Annotated in this window: 20 protein-coding genes; 17 read left to right on the forward strand and 3 right to left on the reverse strand. The window is 39.1% G+C overall.

All coding sequences use genetic code 11. The features are described 5' to 3' along the window. Positions 1-234: 234 nt before the first annotated feature. Genes H4J76_RS14065 through H4J76_RS14090 form a run of 6 tightly spaced genes read left to right on the forward strand, consistent with a single transcriptional unit; the run spans position 235 to position 6,024 of the window. The gene (locus H4J76_RS14065) at positions 235-3,024 is read left to right on the forward strand and encodes a monovalent cation/H+ antiporter subunit A (protein WP_182230837.1); all 2,790 of its coding nucleotides are present in this window, start codon (positions 235-237) and stop codon (positions 3,022-3,024) included. Continuing rightward, a complete protein-coding gene (locus H4J76_RS14070) occupies positions 3,024-3,368 on the forward strand; it encodes a Na+/H+ antiporter subunit C (RefSeq protein ID WP_070374297.1) in 345 nt (114 codons plus the stop codon). Before H4J76_RS14065 ends, H4J76_RS14070 begins: the two co-directional genes overlap by 1 nt. After that, positions 3,365-4,882 (forward strand): monovalent cation/H+ antiporter subunit D, encoded by a 1,518-nt coding sequence (locus H4J76_RS14075; protein ID WP_182230838.1) that lies wholly within the window; start codon positions 3,365-3,367, stop codon positions 4,880-4,882. The genes H4J76_RS14070 and H4J76_RS14075 overlap by 4 nt, the downstream gene beginning before the upstream one ends. Then, the gene (locus H4J76_RS14080) at positions 4,882-5,418 is read left to right on the forward strand and encodes a Na+/H+ antiporter subunit E (protein ID WP_070374295.1); all 537 of its coding nucleotides are present in this window, start codon (positions 4,882-4,884) and stop codon (positions 5,416-5,418) included. Before H4J76_RS14075 ends, H4J76_RS14080 begins: the two co-directional genes overlap by 1 nt. Continuing rightward, entirely contained in the window at positions 5,412-5,681 is a 270-nt protein-coding gene (locus H4J76_RS14085; protein ID WP_182176009.1) for a K+/H+ antiporter subunit F, read from the forward strand. The genes H4J76_RS14080 and H4J76_RS14085 overlap by 7 nt, the downstream gene beginning before the upstream one ends. A gap of 10 nt (positions 5,682-5,691) precedes the next feature. Further along, on the forward strand, positions 5,692-6,024 hold the full coding sequence (locus tag H4J76_RS14090; protein WP_070374293.1) for a Na+/H+ antiporter subunit G: 333 nt from the start codon (positions 5,692-5,694) through the stop codon (positions 6,022-6,024). A 243-nt stretch (positions 6,025-6,267) separates the two neighbouring features. Here H4J76_RS14090 and H4J76_RS14095 read toward each other — a convergent pair whose 3' ends face one another. Beyond that, positions 6,268-8,763 (reverse strand): S8 family serine peptidase, encoded by a 2,496-nt coding sequence (locus H4J76_RS14095; protein WP_182230839.1) that lies wholly within the window; start codon positions 8,761-8,763, stop codon positions 6,268-6,270. A gap of 764 nt (positions 8,764-9,527) precedes the next feature. On the opposite strand from H4J76_RS14095, the gene H4J76_RS14100 reads away from it, so the two are divergent. Genes H4J76_RS14100 through H4J76_RS14115 form a run of 4 tightly spaced genes read left to right on the forward strand, consistent with a single transcriptional unit; the run spans position 9,528 to position 12,656 of the window. After that, the gene (locus H4J76_RS14100) at positions 9,528-10,982 is read left to right on the forward strand and encodes a curlin (protein ID WP_182230840.1); all 1,455 of its coding nucleotides are present in this window, start codon (positions 9,528-9,530) and stop codon (positions 10,980-10,982) included. Between the two features lie 46 nt (positions 10,983-11,028). Further along, positions 11,029-11,433, forward strand: a complete 405-nt coding sequence (locus tag H4J76_RS14105) for a curli production assembly/transport protein CsgE (RefSeq protein WP_259366432.1) — start codon at positions 11,029-11,031, stop codon at positions 11,431-11,433. Positions 11,434-11,450: 17 nt separating this feature from the next. Then, positions 11,451-11,867 carry a curli assembly protein CsgF gene (locus H4J76_RS14110; protein ID WP_182222895.1) on the forward strand — a complete coding sequence of 139 codons (417 nt, stop codon included), beginning with the start codon at positions 11,451-11,453 and terminating at the stop codon, positions 11,865-11,867. Between the two features lie 3 nt (positions 11,868-11,870). Next, entirely contained in the window at positions 11,871-12,656 is a 786-nt protein-coding gene (locus H4J76_RS14115) for a CsgG/HfaB family protein (RefSeq protein ID WP_182214008.1), read from the forward strand. A 77-nt stretch (positions 12,657-12,733) separates the two neighbouring features. Here H4J76_RS14115 and H4J76_RS14120 read toward each other — a convergent pair whose 3' ends face one another. Beyond that, positions 12,734-13,438, reverse strand: a complete 705-nt coding sequence (locus H4J76_RS14120) for a LuxR C-terminal-related transcriptional regulator (RefSeq protein ID WP_182214007.1) — start codon at positions 13,436-13,438, stop codon at positions 12,734-12,736. A 315-nt stretch (positions 13,439-13,753) separates the two neighbouring features. On the opposite strand from H4J76_RS14120, the gene H4J76_RS14125 reads away from it, so the two are divergent. The 3 genes from H4J76_RS14125 to H4J76_RS14135 all read left to right on the forward strand — a co-directional run bounded on the left by H4J76_RS14125 (position 13,754) and on the right by H4J76_RS14135 (position 15,807). Beyond that, a complete protein-coding gene (locus H4J76_RS14125) occupies positions 13,754-14,320 on the forward strand; it encodes an elongation factor P hydroxylase (RefSeq protein WP_182230841.1) in 567 nt (188 codons plus the stop codon). Then, the gene (locus H4J76_RS14130; RefSeq protein ID WP_182230842.1) at positions 14,313-15,449 is read left to right on the forward strand and encodes an ATP-NAD kinase family protein; all 1,137 of its coding nucleotides are present in this window, start codon (positions 14,313-14,315) and stop codon (positions 15,447-15,449) included. Before H4J76_RS14125 ends, H4J76_RS14130 begins: the two co-directional genes overlap by 8 nt. 64 nt (positions 15,450-15,513) lie before the next feature. Then, positions 15,514-15,807 carry a YfcL family protein gene (locus tag H4J76_RS14135; protein ID WP_070374290.1) on the forward strand — a complete coding sequence of 98 codons (294 nt, stop codon included), beginning with the start codon at positions 15,514-15,516 and terminating at the stop codon, positions 15,805-15,807. A gap of 22 nt (positions 15,808-15,829) precedes the next feature. On the opposite strand, the gene mnmC is transcribed toward H4J76_RS14135, so the two are convergent. Continuing rightward, complete coding sequence (mnmC, locus tag H4J76_RS14140; RefSeq protein ID WP_310733840.1) at positions 15,830-17,122, reverse strand: FAD-dependent 5-carboxymethylaminomethyl-2-thiouridine(34) oxidoreductase MnmC; 1,293 nt, start codon at positions 17,120-17,122, stop codon at positions 15,830-15,832. A 176-nt stretch (positions 17,123-17,298) separates the two neighbouring features. Here mnmC and fabB point away from each other — a divergent pair, with 176 nt between their 5' ends. The 4 genes from fabB (at position 17,299) to H4J76_RS14160 (ending at position 24,815) form a co-directional block, all read left to right on the forward strand. Continuing rightward, the gene (gene fabB, locus H4J76_RS14145) at positions 17,299-18,510 is read left to right on the forward strand and encodes a beta-ketoacyl-ACP synthase I (protein ID WP_070374288.1); all 1,212 of its coding nucleotides are present in this window, start codon (positions 17,299-17,301) and stop codon (positions 18,508-18,510) included. A 203-nt stretch (positions 18,511-18,713) separates the two neighbouring features. Next, positions 18,714-19,847, forward strand: a complete 1,134-nt coding sequence (locus tag H4J76_RS14150) for a 4-phosphoerythronate dehydrogenase (RefSeq protein ID WP_182213998.1) — start codon at positions 18,714-18,716, stop codon at positions 19,845-19,847. 50 nt (positions 19,848-19,897) lie between these two features. Next, positions 19,898-20,917, forward strand: a complete 1,020-nt coding sequence (locus tag H4J76_RS14155; protein WP_070374286.1) for an aspartate-semialdehyde dehydrogenase — start codon at positions 19,898-19,900, stop codon at positions 20,915-20,917. Positions 20,918-21,158: 241 nt separating this feature from the next. Then, positions 21,159-24,815, forward strand: coding sequence for a FimV/HubP family polar landmark protein (locus H4J76_RS14160; RefSeq protein ID WP_182230843.1), 3,657 nt, complete (start codon positions 21,159-21,161; stop codon positions 24,813-24,815). Positions 24,816-24,920: the final 105 nt, after the last annotated feature.

Genomic DNA, 24,920 nt, shown 5'->3' on the forward strand with positions numbered 1-24,920 from the left:
ATTCTCTTATTAACCAATGCACTGTGGTTGATAATCAAACAATCGTCGAAAAAAAACAATGCTTTTCCGAATATTCGTCGCTTAACTTTTATTCAGTTTATACTTAAGTGCTTTTAAATTAATTTCAATTACACTTTTATAAGGAGATAATGTTGTTAAATTTAGTTTAGCGACATATTATGTCTATGTTCCGATGTCATTACTTATAATTATAAAAATAAAAAGGCTTACTCTATGACTTTGCTTTGGATACCCTTGCTATCGTTACTCGGCAGTATTATTTCCTCAAGAACGGGAAAATTAACACGTAATCAATCAACTGCGTTGACGTTGTTAATGCCTATCATTGCATTATTGATGACGATTAGCTTAGCGCCAGCTATTTTTGCTGGCAAGGTTATTAGGGAAACAATCTCTTGGATCCCTTTACTGGGTATAGATATCGCCTTTCGTTTAGATGGCTTAGCGCTGTTGTTTGTATTTATGATCTTAGGAATAGGCATATTAGTTATCTTTTATGCCCGTTATTACCTCAGTAGTAAAGACTCTATGCCCAAGCTTTATGCTTATTTGATGTTATTTATGACAGCGATGCTTGGTATTGTCATGTCGAATAATATCATTCAGCTCTGGTTCTTCTGGGAGCTAACCAGTATTAGTTCGTTTTTGTTAATTAGCTATTGGTGGCATAAACCCGAGGCACGAAAGGGCGCAATCATGGCCTTAATCGTAACCGGTGGTGGTGGTTTAGCATTGCTGGCGGGTTTGCTTTTACTGGGTAATATCGTTGGTAGTTACAATTTAGATGCTATCTTAGCGAGCAGAGAAATTATTCAAGCGCATGCTTGGTATGAAATCACTCTAATTTTAGTCTTACTGGGCGCTTTCACAAAATCGGCACAGTTTCCTTTTCACTTTTGGCTACCTCATGCTATGGCTGCGCCAACGCCGGTTAGTGCTTATCTACATTCTGCTACTATGGTAAAGGCTGGGATTTTCTTATTAGCGCGTTTTTATCCTGCATTAGCGGGAACCGATATATGGTTTATTCTGGTGAGTTTAACCGGATTAACTACCATGTTACTCGGCGCTTATATTGCGTTATTTAAACATGATTTAAAAGGGCTGTTAGCCTATTCAACGATCAGTCATTTAGGGTTAATCACTTTATTATTTGGTTTGGACACTAAGCTTGCCGCTGTTGCTGCCATTTTTCATATAATCAATCATGCCATATTTAAAGCTTCATTATTTATGGCAACGGGTATTATTGATCATGAAACGGGTACGCGTGACATGCGGAAACTCAACGGTATGTGGCGATTTATGCCTTATACCGCGACGTTAGCCATGGTTGCTGCGGCCGCGATGGCCGGTGTACCGCTGTTAAATGGTTTCTTGTCTAAAGAAATGTTTTTTGCTGAAACACTGCATCAACAATTACTTGGGTCTATGTCTTGGCTTATACCTGTACTTGCTACCGTTGCAGGAGCATTAGCTGTGGCTTACTCAGCTCGCTTTATCCACGATGTTTTCTTTAATGGTGACCCTATAGATTTACCTAAACAACCCAGTGAGCCACCGCGTTATATGCGAGTGCCTATCGAAATACTGGTCGCTTTATGTTTAATCGTCGGGGTATTCCCTAACTTTATTATTGATGACATTTTAAAAGCAGCGTCTTTTGCCGTACTCGGTGGATATGTTCCTGAATTTAAAGTTGCATTATGGCACGGTTTTAATTTGCCACTCTTGATGAGTGCTATAGCCGTAATCGGTGGTTTATTTCTGTATAGCCAGCGACGTTATCTGTTTCAATTTCAGGCATCTATGCCTAACTTGAACGCCAAGAAGGCTTTTGATGACAGTATATATCTCATCACAAAGTGGAGTCAGCGAAAAATAAACGACATAGAAAATGGTTCTTTACAACGTTATCTAATGCTAATGTTTGTTTTTGTTTTAATCTTTGCTGGTTGGCCATTATTTGAAATGCACCAACTAAGCGGGCAAAAAGAATTGACGCCAATTGATCTTCATAACGCGATTGGCGCAGCATTATTAATGATTGGCGCAATAAGTACGGTGATTTGGTACCGCGCAAGAGTGGTGTCGTTATTAATGATATCAGTTGTTGGTTTAATGGTGTCTGTCGTGTTTACTCGCTTCTCAGCACCTGATTTAGCCTTAACGCAATTAACGGTTGAAGTCGTCACTATTGTTTTACTGATGCTGGCCTTGTTTTTCTTGCCACAGCATTCACCCAAAGAGTCTAGCTCTTTACGTGTGGTACGCGATTTAGGGATCTCTGCTGCTTTAGGGGTTGTCGTCGCGAGTATTTGCTATGCATTAATTACCCGCCCACTTGAGTCAATATCAGAATTTTTCTTAGCCAATGCTAAAACAGGTGGCGGCGGTACCAACGTTGTTAATGTTATTTTGGTTGATTTTCGCGGCTTTGACACCTTAGGTGAAATTTGCGTATTAGGTATTGCTGCGCTGGGTATTTATAAGCTTTTAATCAACCTACCGTTACTTCTTCCTGTTAGGGATAGTGAAGGGCGACTATGGGCGAAAGAGCGTTACCCTATTTTATTAGCCAGTATTTCTCAGTCATTACTCCCCTTGGCATTAATGATCTCGTTTTATATTTTCTTACGTGGTCATAATCTTCCAGGTGGTGGATTTATTGCAGGTTTAGTGACCTCAGTTGCCTTTATTTTACAGTATATTGCACACGGCTCAGCCTGGATATCTACTCGTTTAACGATTAATTATCGGAAAATTATTGCCTCAGGAATTGCTATTGCGACATTTACTGGTGTGGGTAGTTGGTTCTTTGGTAGGCCGTTCATGACTACGTGGTTTGACTATTTCGATATTCCCATTATTGGTAAAATTGAACTTGCCAGTGCACTGATCTTTGATCTGGGTGTTTATATTACAGTTGTAGGCGCGACATTAATGATTTTGGCAAGTCTTGGTCAATTAGCGAGCGGGCCTAAAGAAGAGGTGAAAATTTAATGGAATTACTTTACGCATCCTGCGTTGGGCTTTTAGTGTCTTGTGGCGTGTTTCTAATCTTACGTTCTAGAACGTTCCCTATCGTATTAGGGCTAACGATGTTTTCTTACGCGGTTAATTTATTTCTGTTTTCATCTGGGCGGCTTAGCATCAATAATGCTGCGGTGCTTGGAACCTCTTCAGAATATACGGATCCATTGCCACAAGCTTTAGTGTTAACCGCGATAGTTATTGGTTTTGCAATGACTGCCTTTGTGGTTATTTTAGCTATCAGAGGGCGAGCAGATCTAGGCAGTGACCATGTAGATGGCCAGCCAGAAAAAGATAAAAAGGTAAACGTATGATCCAGAATTTGACCTTTTTACCGATTTTATTGCCGATACTCGCGGGTGTTATTTTATTGATGCCTCCTTTTGGCTCCAATAAAAGTACCCGAAGAGTGGCTTCTGTCGTACTCAGCGTTTTTACATTTGCCGCCTCATTGGCTTTACTACTCAAAGTCCAAGCTGATGGTACTCAGGTTTATGCTATCGGCGATTGGAGTGCACCCTTTGGTATTGTACTCGTTGCTGATCCCCTCTCGACATTATTAGTGTGTTTAACGACATTGCTCGGTGTTGTCTGTGTGTTATATGCGAGTGCAGGAGATGATGATAAAGGGAGTTTTTTTCATCCACTTGTACATTTTTTAATTTTAGGGGTCAACGGCGCATTCTTAACCGGCGATGCTTTTAATCTATTCGTCTTTTTTGAAGTATTACTTATCGCCTCGTATTCGTTGCTAATGCATGGTGGAGATAAAAAAAATACCCGAGTTGCTTTGCAGTACGTGATCCTTAATCTAGTTGGCTCAGCGATTTTCTTGATTGCTTTAGGGATTTTATATGGTGTATTAGGTACACTAAATATGGCTGATATGGCTCAGAAAGTAGCACTTTTACAAGGTGATGATGTTTACTTAGCCAAAATTGGTGGGATGTTATTATTGGTGGTATTTGCTTTAAAAGGCGCTTTGCTACCACTACATTTATGGTTACCTAATACTTATGCAACAGCAATACCTGTTGTCGCGGCATTATTTGCCATTATGACCAAAGTGGGTGTCTATTCAATGATGCGTGTTTATACACTTATATTTGGTGATGAAGCGGGTGAATTAACTCATATGGCGCAAAGTTGGTTGTGGTGGTTAGGGCTTGCTACAATTGCTATGGGCGCGGTAGGTGTTTTAGCCAGTAAAGATTTAAGAAAGTTAATCGCTAATTTGGTGATTGTGTCGGTGGGTACCTTGGTTGCATTAGTTGCGGTACAAACTATTGAAGCAACTTCCGCAGCTATCTATTACTTAGTGCACTCAACGTTGGTTACAGCAGCACTCTTTATTTTAGCTGACTTAATTGGTCGCCAACGTGGTGATGTTGCCGACCGTATTTCTGCAGGCTCTGCTGTTTCTCAGCCAAAGTTGCTTGGCGCTTGTTTTTTGATTGCAGCGATTGCGGTGATAGGCATGCCACCTTTGTCTGGTTTCATTGGAAAAGTATGGCTGCTTAAAGCAACTTTAAATGCTGAATATACCTTGGTGTTTTGGCCAATATATCTTTTTGCAAGTTTAGCTATATTATTTGCTGTGTCTAAAGCAGGTAGCACTTTGTTTTGGCATCATCATGCTAAAATAACCACTGATACAAAGCAAGAACGTGTTCATCCAGCGCAATTAGTCGCCTTGCTTATTCTCATCTCTGGTGCACCATTAATGACTATTTTTGCTGGACCATTAAGTGAGTATGCTATTGGTGCAGCTACCCAGTTACATGATTTTAATAACAACATTAAACTTATCCTTTCAGGAGGACAGTAATGCGATTAGAAACACGATTTAAATGGCTACCCGCTCCTTTAATGAGCCTGGTACTGTTTACTGTCTGGTTGGTGTTAAATAACAGCTTGTCAGCAGGGCATATTTTCTTAGCCACTACTTTAGCGATAGTCATTCCTTTGGTGACTAGCCCGTTTAGAACAAAGCAACCCATCATTATTAAGCCTGGTTTAGCGTTGCGCCATTTAGCGTTGGTTTTATATGACATTATTACGGCCAATGTTCAGGTTGCTATTTTAATATTAGGGCCCACTAAAAAACTAACACCTGGGTTTGTTAAAGTACCATTAGACTTAACACACAGTTTGCCCATTACTATTTTGGCAAGTACGGTGTCATTAACGCCAGGCACTGTCAGTGCGGAAGTGTACCCTTGGAGAGAAAGCTTAAGTGAAGGTGAAAAGCTTGAACAACAGTTTTTGCTAATACACGTTTTAGATCTAAAAGATGAACAGGCCTTAATAAAAATGATTAAACAACGTTATGAAGCGCCTCTTAAGGAGATGTTTCAATGTTAGAAACTGTAATTTCAATTGTTTTTGCTATGATAGGTTTGTCGTTATTATTAAATGTATGGCGCTTATTAATGGGACCCTCTATACCCGATAGAATACTTGCACTCGATACGATGTATATCAATACAATCGCATTGATCATTTTATACGGTATGAGTATGGGCACTGCATTATATTTTGAAGCAGCGCTGTTAATCGCTATGTTAGGATTTGTTAGTACTGTTGCGGTATGTAAGTATTTGCTGCGTGGCGATATTATAGAGTAAGGGGTAAGTTATGGCAGAATGGATTATTTCAATATTATTATTAATTGGCGGCTCTTTTGTACTCGTTGGCTCTATTGGCTTAGTAAAAATGCCAGATTTTTTTATGCGACTTCATGGACCCACTAAAGCTACAACACTCGGCATGGCATCCTTGCTAACTGCTGCGATGATCTTTTTTAGTACCACTCATACAGGGTTTAGCGTAAAAGAAATATTGATCTCGCTATTCTTATTACTTACTGCACCCATCAGTGCCTATATGATGATTAAAGCGGCGATTCATCACAAGCTTGAGAGTATAGAACGCACAAAAGGCATAGATAACATTGAAGATGATGTTTAATCTTTTCTAGCGTTAACTCAATAAAGTATCTGTTAAATATAAAACACTGACCGTCTTGATGCTCAGTGTTTTTTTACATTATTTAACTGAATATCAACACCTTATTAAAATAAAAAATCCCTAACTGTTTTAATTGTTAGGGATTTTTAGCTAGCTAGAACATCAGTATCTACTACTTAATATATCGGTGTTATAACTATTATCTGGCGTTTTATTGCCTAGTCATCTTCTGTTAAATTAAGCTTAGAAGTTAACGGTTACTTCATTTGAACATGCTGTTGACGCGTCACAAATTTGATACACGAATTGGCTACCTGTTGTGCGACGTTCACGGTCACGGTAAATACCCGCATTTTCTACCGTATCAATTTTTACACCATTACGGAAAATATCTACCCTATCTGCTGAAGTACCTTCCCAAGTAATATCAACACGTAAGCGACCTAAACGAGACTTGTATGCACGTTTAACTGCGGCTTCAATACTTACTGATGAAACAGTGACCAGCATATTTTCTGTAGTGTTTAAACCTTCGCTATCTGTAACGGTAAGTGTAACTTCATAGTTACCCGTTGCAGCGAAAGTATGTACAGGGTTTTGTGCGCTCGATATAGCACCGTCACCGAAGCTCCAATCCCAGCTAACCATATCGTCATTTCTATCAGTACTGCTATCCGTAAACGTAGCGGTTAGACCGTCTGCTTGATAAGTAAAGCTCGCTTGTGGTGCGCTAGGAAGTGTTTCACCAATACCAGTAATAGTCAGTGCCCAGTTGTTTAATGTGCCGGTATCTGCCGCTGCATTATCAGCAACACTTAATATCCAGTCACCCGTGGCTACTTCGCCGTTGAAAGCTGAAGAGCTAAAGGTACTATCAATGTTATCGTCGCCGCCACCTGATGCACTGTGCAGTGGTGCCGTAGTCCCTGAAGGAGATGTTAACATGACGGTTAAGTCGCCAATCCACGTATGAGTAATATTTACATAAATATCAGAAGCAAAAACGGTAAGTTCATCTGCAACATTAATGGTTGAAGAAATACCTTCTGAATTGTTATCAGGAATACTAATAACCTCATCATTCGTGTAAGTAAACTCGTTCAACCCTTGTGGATTAACCATTAAGCGAACAGTAGATGCTTTAACTAAATCATCACTTGTTCCCGTTACCACAAAAGTATATTCACCCCATTGTGTTTCCGCTGTTGTTGGTACACTCAGTTCAAATGTTGCACCTGGCGTTGCAGTATCTGTTGATAATGTTGCACCAGCAAGTGAGCCATCTAAAGTTAAGCTAACTTCACCGTTCCAATCGGCAACAGAACCAACATTAAAGCTGTAAGTTGCTGTTTCGCCAGCTTCAATAGTGTTTGAACCTGGTGTTGCTGCAAGCGTAAAACCAGGTGTTGGATCCGCATCGTTTAGTGCATTATTAACGTTCAAGCGTTTTCCTGATACTGTTTTACCTGCAAGTGCAGCGTTATCATCACCAGAGCTCATTAAGAGTGCTTTCATTTCAATCGCACTCAGTTCAGGGTTTACTGACCAGGCTAATGCTGCCGCACCGGTAACATGTGGCGTCGCCATCGAAGTGCCTGAATATGATGCGTAGCCACCACCGGGTACTGTTGATAAAATATCAGAGCCTGGAGCACCTAAATCAACAGTGGTTAAGCCCCACTGTGAAAAACTAGACATACTATCAGTACGCGTTGTACTTGCTACGGCTAAGACTGAATCATGCGGGTAGCCAGAAGGATAGCTGCTTTGCGCATCGTTGTCGTATGCATCGTTACCTGCGGCGGCAACAAACAAGATGTTAGCTTCTTCAGACGAAGTAATTGCATCAGAAAGTGCTTGGCTAAATCCGCCTCCGCCCCAACTGTTATTAGTAGCACGTACGTTTATGCCATTATTTTTTAAATCAACGAAGTAATCAATACAGGTTAATGCGTCAGAAAGGCTACCAGAACCCGATGCACTAAGGAATTTGCAACCTATAATAGATACATTGTGGTTAACACCAACTACACCTAGCCCATTGTTGCCTGTTGCTCCAATCGTACCTGAAACATGACTACCATGACCTGCGTCATCCATAGGATCACCCACACCGGTAATCGCATTGATACCATGCATATCATCGATAAAACCATTGCCATCGTTATCAATACCGTCACCCGATATTTCTGCAGGGTTAGTCCAGACATTCGCCATTAAATCAGGGTGTGTATGATCAACACCGGTATCAATAACACCAATGATCACATCATGACTACCCGTAGATATATCCCATGCTTCAGGAGCATCGATATCTGCATCGGCAACACCACCACCTTGACCGGTATTATTCATGCCCCAAAGGTCAGCGAAGCTACTATCGTCAGGTGTTACGCTTGCATGAACAATATAATCAGGTTCAGCATATAAGACAGCTGGGTTTTTACGGAGTTTTTCAAGTGCACTTTTGACTGAAATATTATCAAGGGTAAATTTCGCGATACGGCCTTTTTTCAAGTTGCGATATTTATCATCAATTTCGTCATTGTTTAAATCAGAAATTTTAGCTCGCACTATGCTGCGGGCAGCACGACGGTCAAATTTAGATGCGCTATCTTTATAGACAACAATCACTGAGTCTGATTTATAAGTAAGACCTTCTTTCGAGCTAAGGTCTAGTGATGCATTAGCGAACAAAGGCAGTAACGCCAATGTTAAAGCTGATAATTTTGCTTTCATGTTTTGCTCCATGTTTATTTTTAATCGTTAATTAAATTATGTGTAGCCTACAGATAATTATTAGGCTGAATTCCTTTCTTTCTAAATATTTCTAGCTATGGGTTTACGCAACCTTATTACTTTAATCATAAAAATAGAGGTGTGACTATTAAAATGTAACAAACACGACTTTTTCATTACTTTAGCTAGATTTTTTTGAGATTTTTTACGACTTTTTTACTACTTTTTCTGTATTTAATCTGAGAAGTTATTAACTAGTCCTTTTTTGTTAGTACTTATGTTTTAACATGGTTTTAACGTATATTTAACTTGGGGTTGCTGTTTATCTTATTGTTTTTTAATGTTTTTATTGGAATGGTAAAATAGGGTGATATATATTTGTTACTAAACAACGTACAGTTTTTAATGCAACGAAGTAAAACGAATAGAGTTTTTGTTTGGGTTTCTTATGGTTTTAATTAGAAACGTATTCAAAGTGCTTATTTACCATTTTTTATCGTTTTGAACGCTAAGGTGATATTTATCAAATTAGCGATTAAGTCAATAAGCCAGGCTGGTTAAATACTGTAAGGTATATAACTTTTTTTATGGCTAACTTATTGAAATTAAGTTTAAAATTATTATTTTGGTACTGTTCGTTATTATTGTTAAACAGTTATGGGAATACAAAACGCCAATACAGGTAAGACAACAAGCTTCTTATCCATTAAAAACATTGTGAGTAAATTGTGTACTCAAATAAAAAATAAAAATAGGGATATATTTTGAAACTTAATAAATCATTAATCACTTGCGCCATTGTTATGGCACTAGGTTTAAATCAAACGGCTTTTGCCGGTGAAGATACCAAGGAAGTTACAAGTACGGTTGTTATTCAATCCGATCTGATGGTCAATGCTCTAGGGAATGTGATTATGTTGTCACAAAGCTCTACGGTAGGTACTGATTTAGGTAATGAAACGACTATTTTTCAAGAGGGTGATGTCAATGGTACTGACTTTACTGTGATCGGTGAAGGCAATATCGCAGAGATCATGCAAATAGGCGCTGAAAACTTAGCTGTTGGTACCTTTATTGGTAACAATAATGAACTGTACGTTGATCAAGATGGTGATATCAACGAAACAGAAAATAACGTTACCGGTGATAATAACCTTGTTGAAGTAAGTCAGCTGGGCGCTGGTTATTTGGGTATTGGTAATCGTGTTGTTAATGAGGTTGTGGGTGACGGCAACGAAATCACTGTAGATCAAGGTGACGGCGGTCATTGGGCTATCAATAGTGAACTAACCGGAGCCGATAACACTATCGATATTGTCCAAGATGGCGAATGGAATGAAACTTACCTCACCACTATTACCGGTGACAGCAATACTGTTGAAAGCACTCAAGATGGTTATTGGAATGTGACAAGGGTATCAGCGATTGAAGGTGATGCAAACGAACTTGAAATAGAGCAAGATGGCGCTCGAAATCAGGTTACTATCGCATCAGTTGCTGGTGATGAAAACGAAATTGCTATCGATCAAGAAGGTGATAACAATATCGCTGAGTCAGGACTTTATATCGGTAATGCTAACACCACTGACATCATGCAAAACGGTGATGGAAATACGGCTAGCTTTGATGTTATTGGTGATGAAAATGACTTTAACTATATACAAGTAGGCGATAGTAACAGCAGCTATATTGGCGCTATTGGTACTAATAATGAATACACTTCTGTTCAAGTGGGTAACTTAAATGAAAGCCACGTTGTTAACTTTAATGGTAATAACAATAACATTGACGTGATGCAATCTGGCGACGAAAATGTTGCTGTTTTAGAAGCTTCAGCTGATGACAATGTCTTGACCACAAGCGAAAATGAAATTTCAATCGCTCAAACGGGTTTTGCTAATGACGCGGTAGTGGTGTTAAGTACTATTCTTAGTAGTAATGCGAATACCATAGATATTGCTCAAAATGGCGAATTAAACTCATTAGATATTCTAGTTGAAGGCAGTAACCACGAAATTGGTATCGAACAAATAGGTGATGAAAACTTAATCTATGGAACTGATGGCGGCGCTATGCTTATTGGCGGCGACAATATTGCATTTAACATAAGCCAAGTGGGTAATGGCAACGTTGTTGAGGGATCTTTTATTAGTGATTCTGGCGTAGTTTCTATCACGCAAATGGGTGATTGGAATTCTGCGGTCATTGTACAGCAGTAATGACTTGTTAATCTAAATTTGGATAAGGGGCCACAGGCCCCTTTTTATGTCTCTTAATATGCTTAAATATATATCTTTAATCTTGATCATCCTTTTATCGTTATTTTCGCCTTCTAGCCATGCGTCTAGTGAAGTCGAAATAGGGGGGTTACTCCTTGATAATACCAAGAGTCGTTTAGGACATGATTTTTACTTTAAATTTAGTCAGTTATGGCATGACGTACCAAACACGCAAGGTATAAATGTTCAAATAATAGAACAAATTGTACCCAGAGCAGGCACTAAGCTTAGTTTAGTGCTTAACCGTCGTATTATTTATGTCACTTACTTTGGGCGACGCCAATCACCGGTCAAAGAAAAAGTAGAGCAAGCGATATTTATATTAATCGATGCAATGTCGCAGCCTCAATATAGTCGAAATAATATTGATATGGCTGGGAATGGTTTTTAGTCATAAGGAAAGTAGCGATGAAAAAATTAATATTAGCTTTAGCGATTCACCTTAGCTTAAGCGCTTACGCAATGAGCTCAGAATTAGTTTATACACCCATTAATCCAAGCTTTGGTGGTAGTGCATTAAACGGCAGCTTTTTGTTAAGTAAAGCACAAGCACAAAATAAACATAAAGCCGAACAGAGTAAAAAAAGCTTTGAAGAAAAAGTATCAGATGCTATTGAACGGGCAACAATTAGCGATATTGTCAGTCAATATAAAGACACTGTTTTAGGTGAAAGTGCGGTATTTAATAATGAAGGCGATACCACTTTTTTTAGTGGCGATTATCAAATTGATATTTTATCTGCTAACAGTGACAGCATTACTATCGAAATCACTGATTTATTAACAGGTAAAATAACTATAATTGAAATACCGAAGTTTGGATAAACCATGAAAAAAATTATAATCGTGACCCTAGTTGGCCTGTTATCGGCCTGTAGTGTATTGGATTCAGCGAGTAATTTATTTCCTCCTAAGCAGTCATTAGCAACAAAAATGATGCCGTTAGAAAGTTTTAAAGAACTAAAGGCTTTACCTAAACCTAAAGGACCAATAGCCGTTTCAGTGTATGCTTATCGAGACCAAACAGGACAATACAAACCGCAAGCTAATGTCAGTTCATTCTCTACTGCGGTAACTCAAGGCGCTACCTCTATTTTGATGCAGGCGTTAAGTGACTCTGATTGGTTTTTACCGGTAGAGCGTGAAGGTTTACAAAATGTATTAACTGAACGAAAAATTACCCGCGCAGCTAATCAAGCAAACAAAGCGACAGAAAATATAGAATTACCCCCATTGACCACCGCTAAAATACTGCTTGAAGGCGGTATTATCAGTTATGACTCCAATACTAAAACTGGAGGCTTTGGTGCTGAATATTTTGGCATTGGTGCTTCAGAGCTATATCGTGAAGATCAGATCACCGTTTATATGCGTGCGGTTGATGTGCGCACTGGGCAAGTGCTTGTGTCGGTATCTACCAGTAAAAAAGTGCTGAGCCAAGAAGTACGCGCTGGATTTTTCCGTTATATCAGTTTTAAACGTTTAGCTGAAATGGAAGGCGGTTATAGTGATAACGAACCTATGCATGTTTGTGTGCAACAAGCGATTGAAAAAGCGATCACTGAATTAGTCATTAAAGGCATCGCACGAAATGTATGGCGTGCTGACGTTTAATCGTTGTTCGCAACAACTAAAAGGCCAGTGATTAATCACTGGCCTTTTAGTTTGTATCATATTTAGGGCTGATGATATTAATTCGCAGTAAAGAGATAATCCTGTGTCCGACTGATCAGTTCAATACGATTTCTTGATTGGGTTTTTCTAAAAATACTATAAAGATGCGTTTTTACTGTATTGGGACTAATGTGAAGCTGATCAGCAATTTCTTGATTTTTTGCACCACGAGAAACTAAACCAATGATGGTATTCTCACGTCGTGTCAGGCTGGGTAAGCTTATTGATTGTTGCTGTTGATTTGCAGGGAGTTGATTTAATTTACTCACTTTAACAAGTAACTCACTGAGCGCACTATTCATGGTTTTTCGTTTAAACCATCGCTCATTTTTTTGTAATCTTGTAATACCACGCAAAATAATGTCAATGCGTTCACCTTGATAAAATATCCCAGCAATGCTCGATATCAACAGTTGCTTTTCATCACATAAATTATCGGTAGCATTAAAAAAAACAACCCGTACTCTAGAGGTAAGTTGCTGTATTTCCATTGGAATATTATCTGTCAAAATATAGAATTGTAAATCAATAAAAATCAAATCAAAAACTGTTATTAGCTCATTATTAGGTAAGGTTTCTGCTAACGTGATATCAATACCACAGGTTTTAACTAGGTCGGTAAACTGTAGGGTAGAGTGGTGAACTTCATTTTTTGCAATATTACTTACGACACTATTTGTTAAAAAGAAGGCTTTGAGCTTAAGTCCATTTATTGGATCCATAGTTAACTAATTCCCTATCCATGTAATATTCAATCCTTTTTATGCTTATTTAACCGATAAGAAATTACACAGATACCTTGTGTCTACTTAACAATAATTTTGCATTTGTTACATCAACATAACAAATAAAAAGCGCAATGTCGTTATAAAAGAATAAACATTTATAATTAAAAAATTACCCTTGAAAAGTATCCAATTACCGTCATTTAATTTCATTATCTAAATGCTTTATTTAGCTAAAATAGCCAGTGCAAGCCGAATGACTTTTGGTTAGAATACCTCGTCTATTTTTTACCTATATGCCAGAATATAAAAATGCCAGAACCCTACCAAGATTTAATTCAAATCTTTAATGACACATTTAGTTCCAGCACCAATACTCGTTTGATCAAAGGCGACGACGAACCTTTGTATAGTCCGGCAAGTAATGCCTGTGACTATCATCAAATTATTTTTGCTCATGGTTTTTATGCCAGTGCTTTACATGAAGTATCACATTGGTGTGTGGCTGGAAAAGCACGTCGGTTATTAGAAGATTTTGGTTATTGGTATATGCCTGATGGTAGAGATGCGGAGCAACAGAAAACATTTGAACGGGTTGAAATTAAACCACAAGCAATTGAGTGGGCTTTTAGTGTGGCAGCAGGGAAAAAATTTAATGTTTCAGCTGACAACCTCAATGGTGCGGCTGCCGATACTATTACTTTTAAAGAAAATGTTTTTCAGCAAGTGCAACAATATTTGCATCAAGGGTTTCCTGTTCGCGCTCAAGCATTTATTGACGCACTGGCTAATTTTTATAACGTATCGTTGCCTTTGAATATCACCCAATTTTCTGCCAACGCAACATTTAATCACTCAGAGACTGTTACTCATGTTTAAACTTGGTTTTATTATCAATCCTATTGCTGGCATTGGCGGCAGTGTTGCTTTGAAAGGAAGCGATGGAGATGGCATTGCAGAACAAGCCCTAGCGCTTGGAGCTACCGCAAAAGCAAATCAGCGAGCAAGCTTAGCACTGTCAATACTTCTACCTTATCGAGATGACATTATCGTTTATTGTGCTAATGATCTTATGGGAGAGATGGCCGCTCAGGCACTTGGTTTTAAACCCCAAGTTGTTTTTCAAACCGATAAGCCTGAACATACCACGGCAGAAGACACTGAAAATACTGTAAAAGCCTTGTTAGCAGAGCACGTAGATATATTATTATTTGCTGGTGGTGATGGCACTGCCCGCAATGTTTGTAAAATTGTTGGCGACAAATTTCCTGTGCTAGGTATTCCTGCGGGCTGTAAAATTCACTCAGGTGTCTATGCCGTTACGCCAAAAGCTGCGGGGCGGGTAGTAGAGATGATGCTGACTAATCAGTTAGTTACCCTTACCGAAGCTGATGTTATGGATATCGACGAATCGTTATTTCGAGAAGGTATTGTTAAAGCAAAACGCTATGGCGAAATGCAAATTCCGGCTGAGTTACGCTATGTTCAAGCGGTTAAATCTGGTGGCAAAGAACTTGATGAGCTAGTGCTGCAAGACATTGCTGCTCATGTTATTAATGAAATGGATGATGAGCTTTTTGTGATTGGCTCAGGCTCAACCACCGCTTTTTTAATGGAAGAGTTGGCGCTAGATAATACTTTACTGGGCGTTGATCTGGTTGAACAGCAACACTTAATTGCCAGTGATGTAACCGAGCCGCAATTATGGCAAGCGATAACCTTAGCGAAAGCCGATAATAAAACAATTAAGTTGGTGATCACGTTAATTGGTGGACAAGGTCATATATTTGGTCGAGGTAATCAACAGCTCAGTCCACGAGTGGTCCGCGCCATCGGCAAAGATAATATTTTAATTATAGCGACAAAAGCGAAATTAACAGCATTAGCATCAAGACCCTTAATTGCTGATACCGGTGATAGTGATTTAGATATCGAGCTTTCAGGGTATTTACCGGTAATAACAGGATACAATGATCAAGTATTATACCCGGTAGCAAGTCCACAATAATGGGCTTTCAATCTATGTTTACAACTAATCATAAATTTTTTAAAACTTAACAGTAAGTAGAATTATGTCAATTGAAGAAAAAAAATCGTTTGAAAATATTGCTGCCCTTTATCTATATTTAGATAATTTATTTGATCAAGATAACAGTGATGACCAATTATTTGCCAGCAGCTATTTACGCGGCTTTATCAGTTTATCTGTTATTGAATTTGGTGATGAGTCGCAAGCACTCTCTCAAGAACTTGCGCTAAGTATCGATGAAAAATTGCAAGCAGCCCGTACCGAATTGAGCCCGCAAGATAGAAAAATAGTACAAGACTATTGGCTAGACCTTAAACAATCATTTGTATCGGTTTAGTCATAACAGCCTTTATTAAAGACTATAAATATTTACGACGAATAATATCGCGAATAACAAACCTGTTGGGTGATAAGTTAAAAAGTTCTTGTCTGCCAACAGGATATTCGCCACCCGTTAAATCAGCAGTCAAAATATCGGCTAATAGCGGCGCTGTACATAAGCCCCTAGCACCCAAGCCGGTAAGTACGTATAGATTTTTAATAACAGGTGCAGGTTCTTGATAACGCCAGTTTTTATCTTTTGCTAAATGGGCATAGTTGCTTTTATGCTGGGCTATATCAGGCATAGCGCCCACAACAGGTAAGTGATCTGGTGTCATACAGCGTAAACGAGCTTTACTCGAGGTAACGTCTTGTTCGCGCCATGATACTAATTTAGGCAGGCACTTTTCTAACATGGTTAAATTATATTGATCGCCAGCATCTGTTGCCACAATATCGAAACTGTCCTTTTCAAATGTCGCGCCGATGCAATGTTGTTGCTGGTGTGCAGGTGTTAGATAACCTTTGTGGCAAATAACGGTAGATAAGTTTTTGATCTGCTCGTTCGTTGCCATATTCGTTATTTGACCACGCACAGAACTCAGTGGTAATTCATCAATAATATTGAGTTTAATAGATTCAGCACCGCCGCAAAAAATAACAACTTTTTCATTTATTGTGCCTTTGCTTGTTGTTAGCTGCCAACTCTTGTCGTCTTGCTGGTTAAGTGCGGTAATATTTACTTGATTTTTTATCGACAACTGCTGAGTTTGCTGTGCTGCATTAAATAGCTGTTGAACTAATTCACCGGGCGCTATCCAGCCAGCGCTGGGCATAAACAACCCCCCGTGTTCAAGTGTAATACCGGCTAATAGTGATGCTTGCTCTGCATTTATACTGGTAATTAATTCTTTTGACCAAGGGTTGGTTTGCTCGAAAATTTTTTGTCTTTTTTCTAAAGCTGTTTTGTAGGAAATTTCAAGTAAGCCACACCAATCATGACTAAAAACAAACCCTTTGCTGTGTAAGTCTTTATAGCATTTTAGTGCATGCCAAAATGCCTGTTGGTAAAACAAGCTAATGTCATCAACTTGTTGATGAATGAGTGGAAATAACGCACCGACATGATTACTCGAAGCGCCTTGGGCAATTTCTTTATCTTTACAATAAAGTGTTACTTTTATATTTTTTTGAGTCAATGCATAAGCAACACAGGCAGCAGCAATGCCACCACCAATAATGGCAACACTTTCGGGTTGCTTAATAATGGGTCTAATTTGATAGCCTTTTCTTTCAAGCGGCGTATTTAAATTTTTTTGTTGTTTAATCACAAGTATTTATTAAATCCATTGGTTTTCAAGCGCTAAAGATAGTATTTTAACGTGAATTAAATGTGTCTGTCATAAAATTGTAAAAACCAGTGTACACGTGTACACTGAGCAGACCAGTTTGTGGGCAAATTTCTGTATGATATGCCTGATTTTTCAATTTTTAAATGGTTATTCAAATGAAACGTGTAGTGATCACCGGATTAGGCATTGTATCGAGTATCGGTAACAATGCGGAAGAAGTTTTATCATCTCTTAAAGCAGGCCGTTCAGGTATTAGTAAATCTGAAAGCTTTGCAGAAGCTGGTTTAAAAAGTCATGTTTGGGGTAAGCCCACGATTGAGCCTAAAGATCATATTGATCGCAAAGCATTTCGTTTTATGGGTGATGCAGCAGGTTATGCTTACATCGCTATGGAACAAGCCATTAATGATGCCAAACTAACTGAAGACCAAGTATCAAATGTTCGTACCGGTATTGTTGCTGGCTCAGGCGGCGCGTCTTCAGAAAATATTGTTATTACCACGGATACACTCCGTAATCGCGGTATTCGCCGTGTTGGCCCTTATGCTGTGCCTAAAACTATGGGCAGTACCGTTTCAGCTTGTTTAGCAACACCTTTTAAAATTAAAGGTGTTAACTATTCAATCAGCTCTGCGTGTGCAACGAGTGCACACTGTATTGGTAACGCCATGGAACTTATTCAACTGGGCAAGCAAGACATTGTTTTTGCTGGCGGTGGTGAAGAAGTTCATTGGTCTCTAGCGATGATGTTTGACGGTATGGGCGCTTTATCTGCGGGTCGTAATGATACGCCAGAACTTGCTTCACGTACTTATGACGCTGACCGTGACGGTTTCGTTATTTCAGGCGGCGGCGGTATGGTTGTTGTTGAAGAACTTGAACACGCTTTGGCTCGTGGTGCACATATCTATGCTGAAATTGTTGGCTATGGCGCAACTTCTGACGGTTACGATATGGTCGCTCCAAGTGGTGAAGGCGCAGTACGTTGTATGCAACAAGCCATGCAAGGTGTTGAAGGCAAAGTTGATTATTTAAATACTCACGGTACTTCTACACCTGTTGGTGATGTTAAAGAGCTTGGCGCAATTCAAGAATTGTTTGGTAAAGATTCACCGGCAATTAGTGCAACCAAAGCAATGACGGGTCATGCACTCGGCGCGGCGGGTGTTCATGAAGCTATTTATTCATTACTGATGATGGAAAACAGTTTTGTTGCTCCGTCTATCAATGTTGATAACTTAGATGAAAAAGCGCAAGGCCTAGATATTGTTACTGAAAAACGTGATGTTGAACTTAATTTGATTATGTCTAACAGCTTTGGCTTTGGTGGCACTAACGCTACTTTAGTGATGAAAAAATATAAATAATGACAAACAACGATACCTTGTCATTTAGTGTTTAACTAAATCAGAAATACGCTTTGAATATAATTAACCGCGTTTTTCTGTTTGGTTACATCTAAAAGACTCAGTATTATTTTGTTATTTAAAAAGCCACTTTATAGTGGCTTTTTTGCATTTAAGATACAATAACCCTCATCAGATCAATAATGACTTTAGGTTTATAAACCATGAAGATTTTTTACGATGAAAACATGCCTTTTGCTGAAGAGTTCTTTGGCGACCTAGGTGAATTACACCCATTTGTTGGTCGTGAGTTAACCGCTCAACAGGTCAAAAGTGCGGATGTTTTATTAGTGCGCTCGATTACTAAGGTTAACCAAGCGCTATTAGCAAGCAATTCAACTTGTCAGTTTGTTGGTACGGCAACAATCGGTGTTGACCATATTGATCAGAGTTATTTAACTGAACGGGGCATTACTTTTACCGCAGCGCCAGGCTGTAACGCTATTTCTGTTGCAGAATATGTGATCAGTGCCTTGGTTGTCTTAGCCGAACGTTACTTAATTGATTTGTTCTCGTTAACCGTAGGTATTGTTGGTGGGGGTAATACCGGTACTCGTTTAAGTGAAAAATTATCGGCACTGGGTATTAAGTATTTAATTTGCGATCCACTACTCGCCGCAAAACAGACAAATAATACTAAAGACCAACGCCATTACTCATCACTTGATGATGTTTTAGCTTGTGATGTCATTTCACTGCATGTTCCCATCATTGAAAATGGCGAACAGCCAACTTTTCACTTACTCAATGAAAAACGTTTAAAGCAACTGCACGAAAAGCAAATTCTTATTAACGCCTGTCGCGGTGAAGTTATCGATAATAAATCGTTACTGGCGCTTAAAAAACAAGGGCATGGTTTGAAAGTTGTTTTAGATGTTTGGGAAAATGAACCTAATATATTACATGAACTTATTGCCTACACTGAAATATCTTCTGCGCACATTGCAGGTTATAGCTTAGAAGGAAAAGCACGTGGTACAGAAATGCTCTATCAGGCATTATGTCAACAACTGAATATACCGATAGAAAAGCACCTAAGTGATTTTTTACCACGCGCCTCAATAACCGAAGTTGAAATTAATCAACCGTTCGAGCAAATACTACTAAACCAGCTCGTAAAAATGGTTTACGATGTACGTCGTGATGATGGAATTTTCAGAGAAACAATTTTAAGTCATGGCTTTGACCACATTCGGAAAACTTATCCGGCTCGCAGGGAGTTTTCTGCGGTTAAAGTAAGCATGACAAATCAAGCCAAGAGTGATGTGCCACATCATCTTGGTTTTCTTAAAAAGTAACTTATTTAACGTATATAAAGTACTAATCTTCAAAGCAAAGAGAGAGTGACATGGCACAGAAATTTGATGTCTGCGTATTAGGCGCTACAGGTTTGGTGGGTAAAACCATCATTGAAATATTAGAAGAACGTGATTTTCCAATCAATAAATTATACCCGTTGGCGAGTGCTCGTTCAGCAGGTGAATTTATTGACTTTAATGGTCAAAGTATTGAAGTACTCGATGCTGACCATTTTGATTTTAGTCAAGCGCAAATTGGCTTTTTCTCTGCGGGTGGCTCAATTTCAGCTAAGTTTGCTCCTATTGCTGGTGAAGCAGGGTGTATTGTTATAGACAATACTTCTGAGTTTAGATACGACGCAGATATTCCGCTAATCGTTCCTGAAGTTAACCCAAGTGCATTAGCTGATTATAGAAACCGTAATATTATTGCTAACCCTAATTGTTCAACTATTCAAATGATGGTCGCGCTAAAACCTATCTATGATGCTGTTGGTATTAATCGTATTAATGTTTCTACTTATCAATCAGTTTCTGGTGGTGGTAAAGCAGCAATGGACGAATTAGCTAAGCAGACTGCAGACTTGTTAAGCGGAAAACCTGTTGAGACTAAACATTTTCCTCGTCAAATCGCTTTTAATGTTATCCCGCAAATTGATGTCTTTATGGATAATGGTTATACCAAAGAAGAAATGAAAATGGTCTGGGAAACGAAAAAAATTCTAGGCGATGAAAACGTTCTTGTTAATCCAACCGCGGTTCGTGTGCCGGTATTCTTTGGTCACGGTGAAGCCTTACATATTGAAACGGGATCACCGATTTCAGCAGAAGAAGTTAAAGATTTGCTTGAGCAAGCTGAAGGTATTGTTGTTTGTCGTAATGACGAAGACTTTCCAACACAGATAGGCGATGCAAGCGGAAAAGATGCCACTTATGTTGGTCGTATTCGTGAAGATATTAGTCATAGTTGTGGGATCAATATGTGGGTTGTTGCTGACAATGTACGTAAAGGTGCGGCAACAAACAGTGTACAAATTGCTGAATTATTGGTTAAAGACTACCTTTCATAACATCCCTTTAATAAATGAGTTAGCGTTAAAGTTGAGTTAACCTTAAGATTTATTAAAGAAAAATCAAAACTCGTCGTTATAGTTAACGACGAGTTTTTTGTTTCATTATTACTAAAAAAATGTGTATTAACTTGCTATGATATAAACAGCAGGTGTAGGGTTGGAATAAAATTTGCTTTACTTTCTCTAGGCTTGAAGTGCCAAACAATTGGCAGTAAATAAAAATAATTAGGAAAACTTGATGCATCGATTATTACGCCTGTGCCTGTGGCAGGTAATATTTATAAGCATTACCACGTATAGTGTTTCTTTGTTCGCCTTTGAAGAAGGCGGTATTCGTATTCGGGGCCCCAAGGCGACGGATATGTTTCCGTACGATCAATACGGGCCTATTACCTCAAAAGATACCCTGTGGAACATTGCTTTAAAAGTTCGTCCAGACCCTACTTTGTCTGTTTATCAAGTAATGCAGGCGTTATATCAAAAAAATCCGCAAGCATTTAAAGAAAATAACTTAAACCATCTTAACAATGGCCAGTACTTAAAATTGCCGTCTGTTAGTGAGATGCGTGCCATAAATCCTCTTGCGGCAAAAAGTAAGTCAACCTCTGATGATAAAACATGGCAAAAGAAAGTTGCTAAAACTGTTAAGAAAAAAATTGTTCCTCCTGCTGAACTTGCCATTAAAAAGGAAGATTTAGACGCGACTAAAAAAGAAATCAATGCACAGCTTGAAGAAATAAACTCTAAGCAAACCGTTCGTTTAGAAACTATCCAAAATGATGTTTTAGATTCAATTGATGGCTTGCAGGCTATTCTTAAAGAAAATGCAGTTGTTGATGAAAAAATATCAACGGTGAATCAGCAGCTGAATGTTTTTAAAGAAGCTTCAACTATAGAAGATGAAAAACAAAACGCTCAATTAGCACTGATCATGTCACTTCAGCAAGAACTATTGAAAATGGCAGAAGCGAGTGAGCAAGCGTTATTATTAGAGAAGCAAAAAGCTGAACTTGAAAATGAAGGCATAACCTCGCAGCTTTGGTTTCAGATCTTAATGTCAACGCTACCAGCATTTTTTGTCTTGAGTCTTGTATTTTGGTTCTTGCGCCGTCAAAAAGGTGGAGAAACTGAAGCTGTAGCTAAGCCTAAAAAATCAAAAGCTGTTGCTCAAGAAAAAGCCAAACCAGCAGACACAGCTGAAGCACCTCTTGCTGCTTTAGATAACGAACTTTCACTTGATGATGAATTATCGCTTGATGATGAATTATCACTTGATGATGAACTTTCAATGGACCTAGGTGAGGATGAACTTAATTTAGATGATTCATTGTTTGCTGACGACGCAGATGATGGATTAGGTTCATTAGATGATGACGATGATGTTATTCATTTAGATGATGATCTAGATGACTTGGACGGACTCGATGATTTAGATGATTTAGAAGACATATCACTTGATAGCGACGAGTTAGAAGGTGGTGAGTTAGACCAAAGCGACTTAGATTCCTTACTTTCAGGTCTTGATGACGATGATGACGACGTTCCAGCGGATAAAGACCAAATTAATAACAATGAAAGTAAAGAAGAGCTGCCAGGCGAAGCATTAGAAGGTGGTGAATTAGATCAAGATTTATTGAATGACTTATTAAACGACATTGGCGACGAAGACGACGATAGTGCTTTAGAGGCAATTGAATCTGTACATGAAGAAGCTGCAACAGAACTAACCGACCCAGACGACATCGATGCACTAATGGATTCAATGGCCACCGCAGCGCCAAAACCTGAGCCAGAACCCGTAGACGATGCAGTTGATGATAGTACTGCTGAGCTAACCGACCCCGATGACATCGATGCACTGATGGATTCAATGGCCGCCGCAGCACCAAAACCTGAGTCTGAACCTGAGCCAGTAGAAGATGCTTCGGCTGAGTTAACCGACCCCGATGATATCGATGCACTGATGGATTCAATGGCCGCCGCAGCGCCAAAACCTGAGCCAGAACCAGTAGAAGATGCTTCTGCTGAGTTAACCGACCCTGATGATATCGATGCACTGATGGATTCAATGGCCGCCGCAGCGCCAAAATCTGAACTAGAGCCAGTAGAAGATGCTTCGGCTGAGTTAACCGACCCTGATGATATCGACGCACTGATGGATTCAATGGCCGCCGCAGCGCCAAAATCTGAGCCTGAGCCAGTAGAAGATGCTTCGGCTGAGTTAACCGACCCCGATGATATCGATGCACTGATGGATTCAATGGCCGCCGCAGCGCCAAAATCTGAGCCTGAGCCAGTAGAAGATGCTTCGGCTGAGTTAACCGACCCTGATGATATCGATGCACTGATGGATTCAATGGCCGCCGCAGCGCCAAAATCTGAACCTGAGCCAGTAGAAGATGCTTCGGCTGAGTTAACCGACCCCGATGATATCGATGCACTGATGGATTCAATGGCCACCGCAGCGCCAAAACCTGAGCCTGAGCCAGTAGAAGATGCTTCGGCTGAGCTAACCGACCCCGATGATATCGATGCACTGATGGATTCAATGGCCGCCGCAGCGCCAAAACCAGAGCCTGAGCTAGAACCAGAGCCAGTAGAGGATGCAACTGATAATAGCACTGCAGAGTTAACTGACCCAGACGACATCGACGCACTTATGGATTCAATGGTTAAAGAAAGTGCCGTTGCTGAATTAAATGAACAAGCTGAAAATTTTGAAATATCAGATCCTGATGACATCGACGCCTTGCTAGATTCAATGTCAGCCCCAGAGCAGATGACAAAACCTATCACTGCCGATGATATCATTGATCCTCTTGATGAAATGGCTGCTGATAACTTAGATGAAAATATAGCGTTAACTGACCCTGATGATATTGATAGTTTATTAGGTGATATTCAGGGTGATGAAACTGCAGATGACACTGAGACTACAGAAGATGAAAATAAAGCGCTTATCGATAATTTTACCAATGAATACGTAGCGCCATTTTTATCGGTAGATTTTAGTGAGCTACTTAAAGATGACACCGAAGAATTAGTTGATGATACTCATGCAAGTCATGACGAAAGTATAAACGAAAAAAATAGCAATAAAAATAATGACTTGTCAGATGATTTAGACATAGATGCACTTTTAGCTGAGGTGGCTGAGGGTGACAACTCAAACGCTGATGATTTAGATATTGGTGACGATATACTTATTGATGGACAAGTTAATGAACTAGCGGCAGAAGAAGCAACTGATTATACCGATAGTGATGTATTAGCTGATTTATTAGCCGATGAAAACACCTCTGACGATGATGACAATAGTGAGATTGATGAGATTGAAGCACTCGATAATGTTGACTTTGATGACTTGTTGGCAAACATAGCAGAAGAAAATCAGACAACACTTTCAGATGATCTCGACTTTTCAACTGACTTCAATGCTGATGACATTGACTTAGACGCTACTGATACCGATGATGAGATTAACATTGAAGGCGACAGCGAAGATGATTTCGATGTTGACTTAGATGATGTGTTAGATATTGGTGATGACCTCGATAGTGATAATAATTTAAATGTTGATTTTGACAATGATGATGAAGATGATTTTGTCTCTGTTGACTCTTTATTATCAGATAGTTTAAGCGACACAGAAGACGAAGAGCCCTACAATAAAACTGACTTTAATGTCGGGCTTAATGAGTTCCCTGAGTTTTCTGGTGATAACGCCGCAGAAGAAGAAGATGATAACGGTATTGCAGCTAAATTAGATTTAGCGAAAGTTTATATTGAAATAGGAGATAACGAAAACGCCGAAGTAATATTACAAGATGTAGTAGCAAAGGGCGATGCCCAGCAACAATTTGATGCTCAGCAACTACTTGATAATATTAGCTAATCAAGAGACGTTATTTCATTCTATAAAAGCCACTATTGTGGCTTTTTTTATATAATAGAATTTTTTATATAAAAGAATTTTTTATATAATAGAAATAGGCGCAAT

Source organism: Colwellia sp. BRX9-1, from assembly GCF_014077195.1.
Lineage (GTDB): Bacteria > Pseudomonadota > Gammaproteobacteria > Enterobacterales > Alteromonadaceae > Colwellia_A.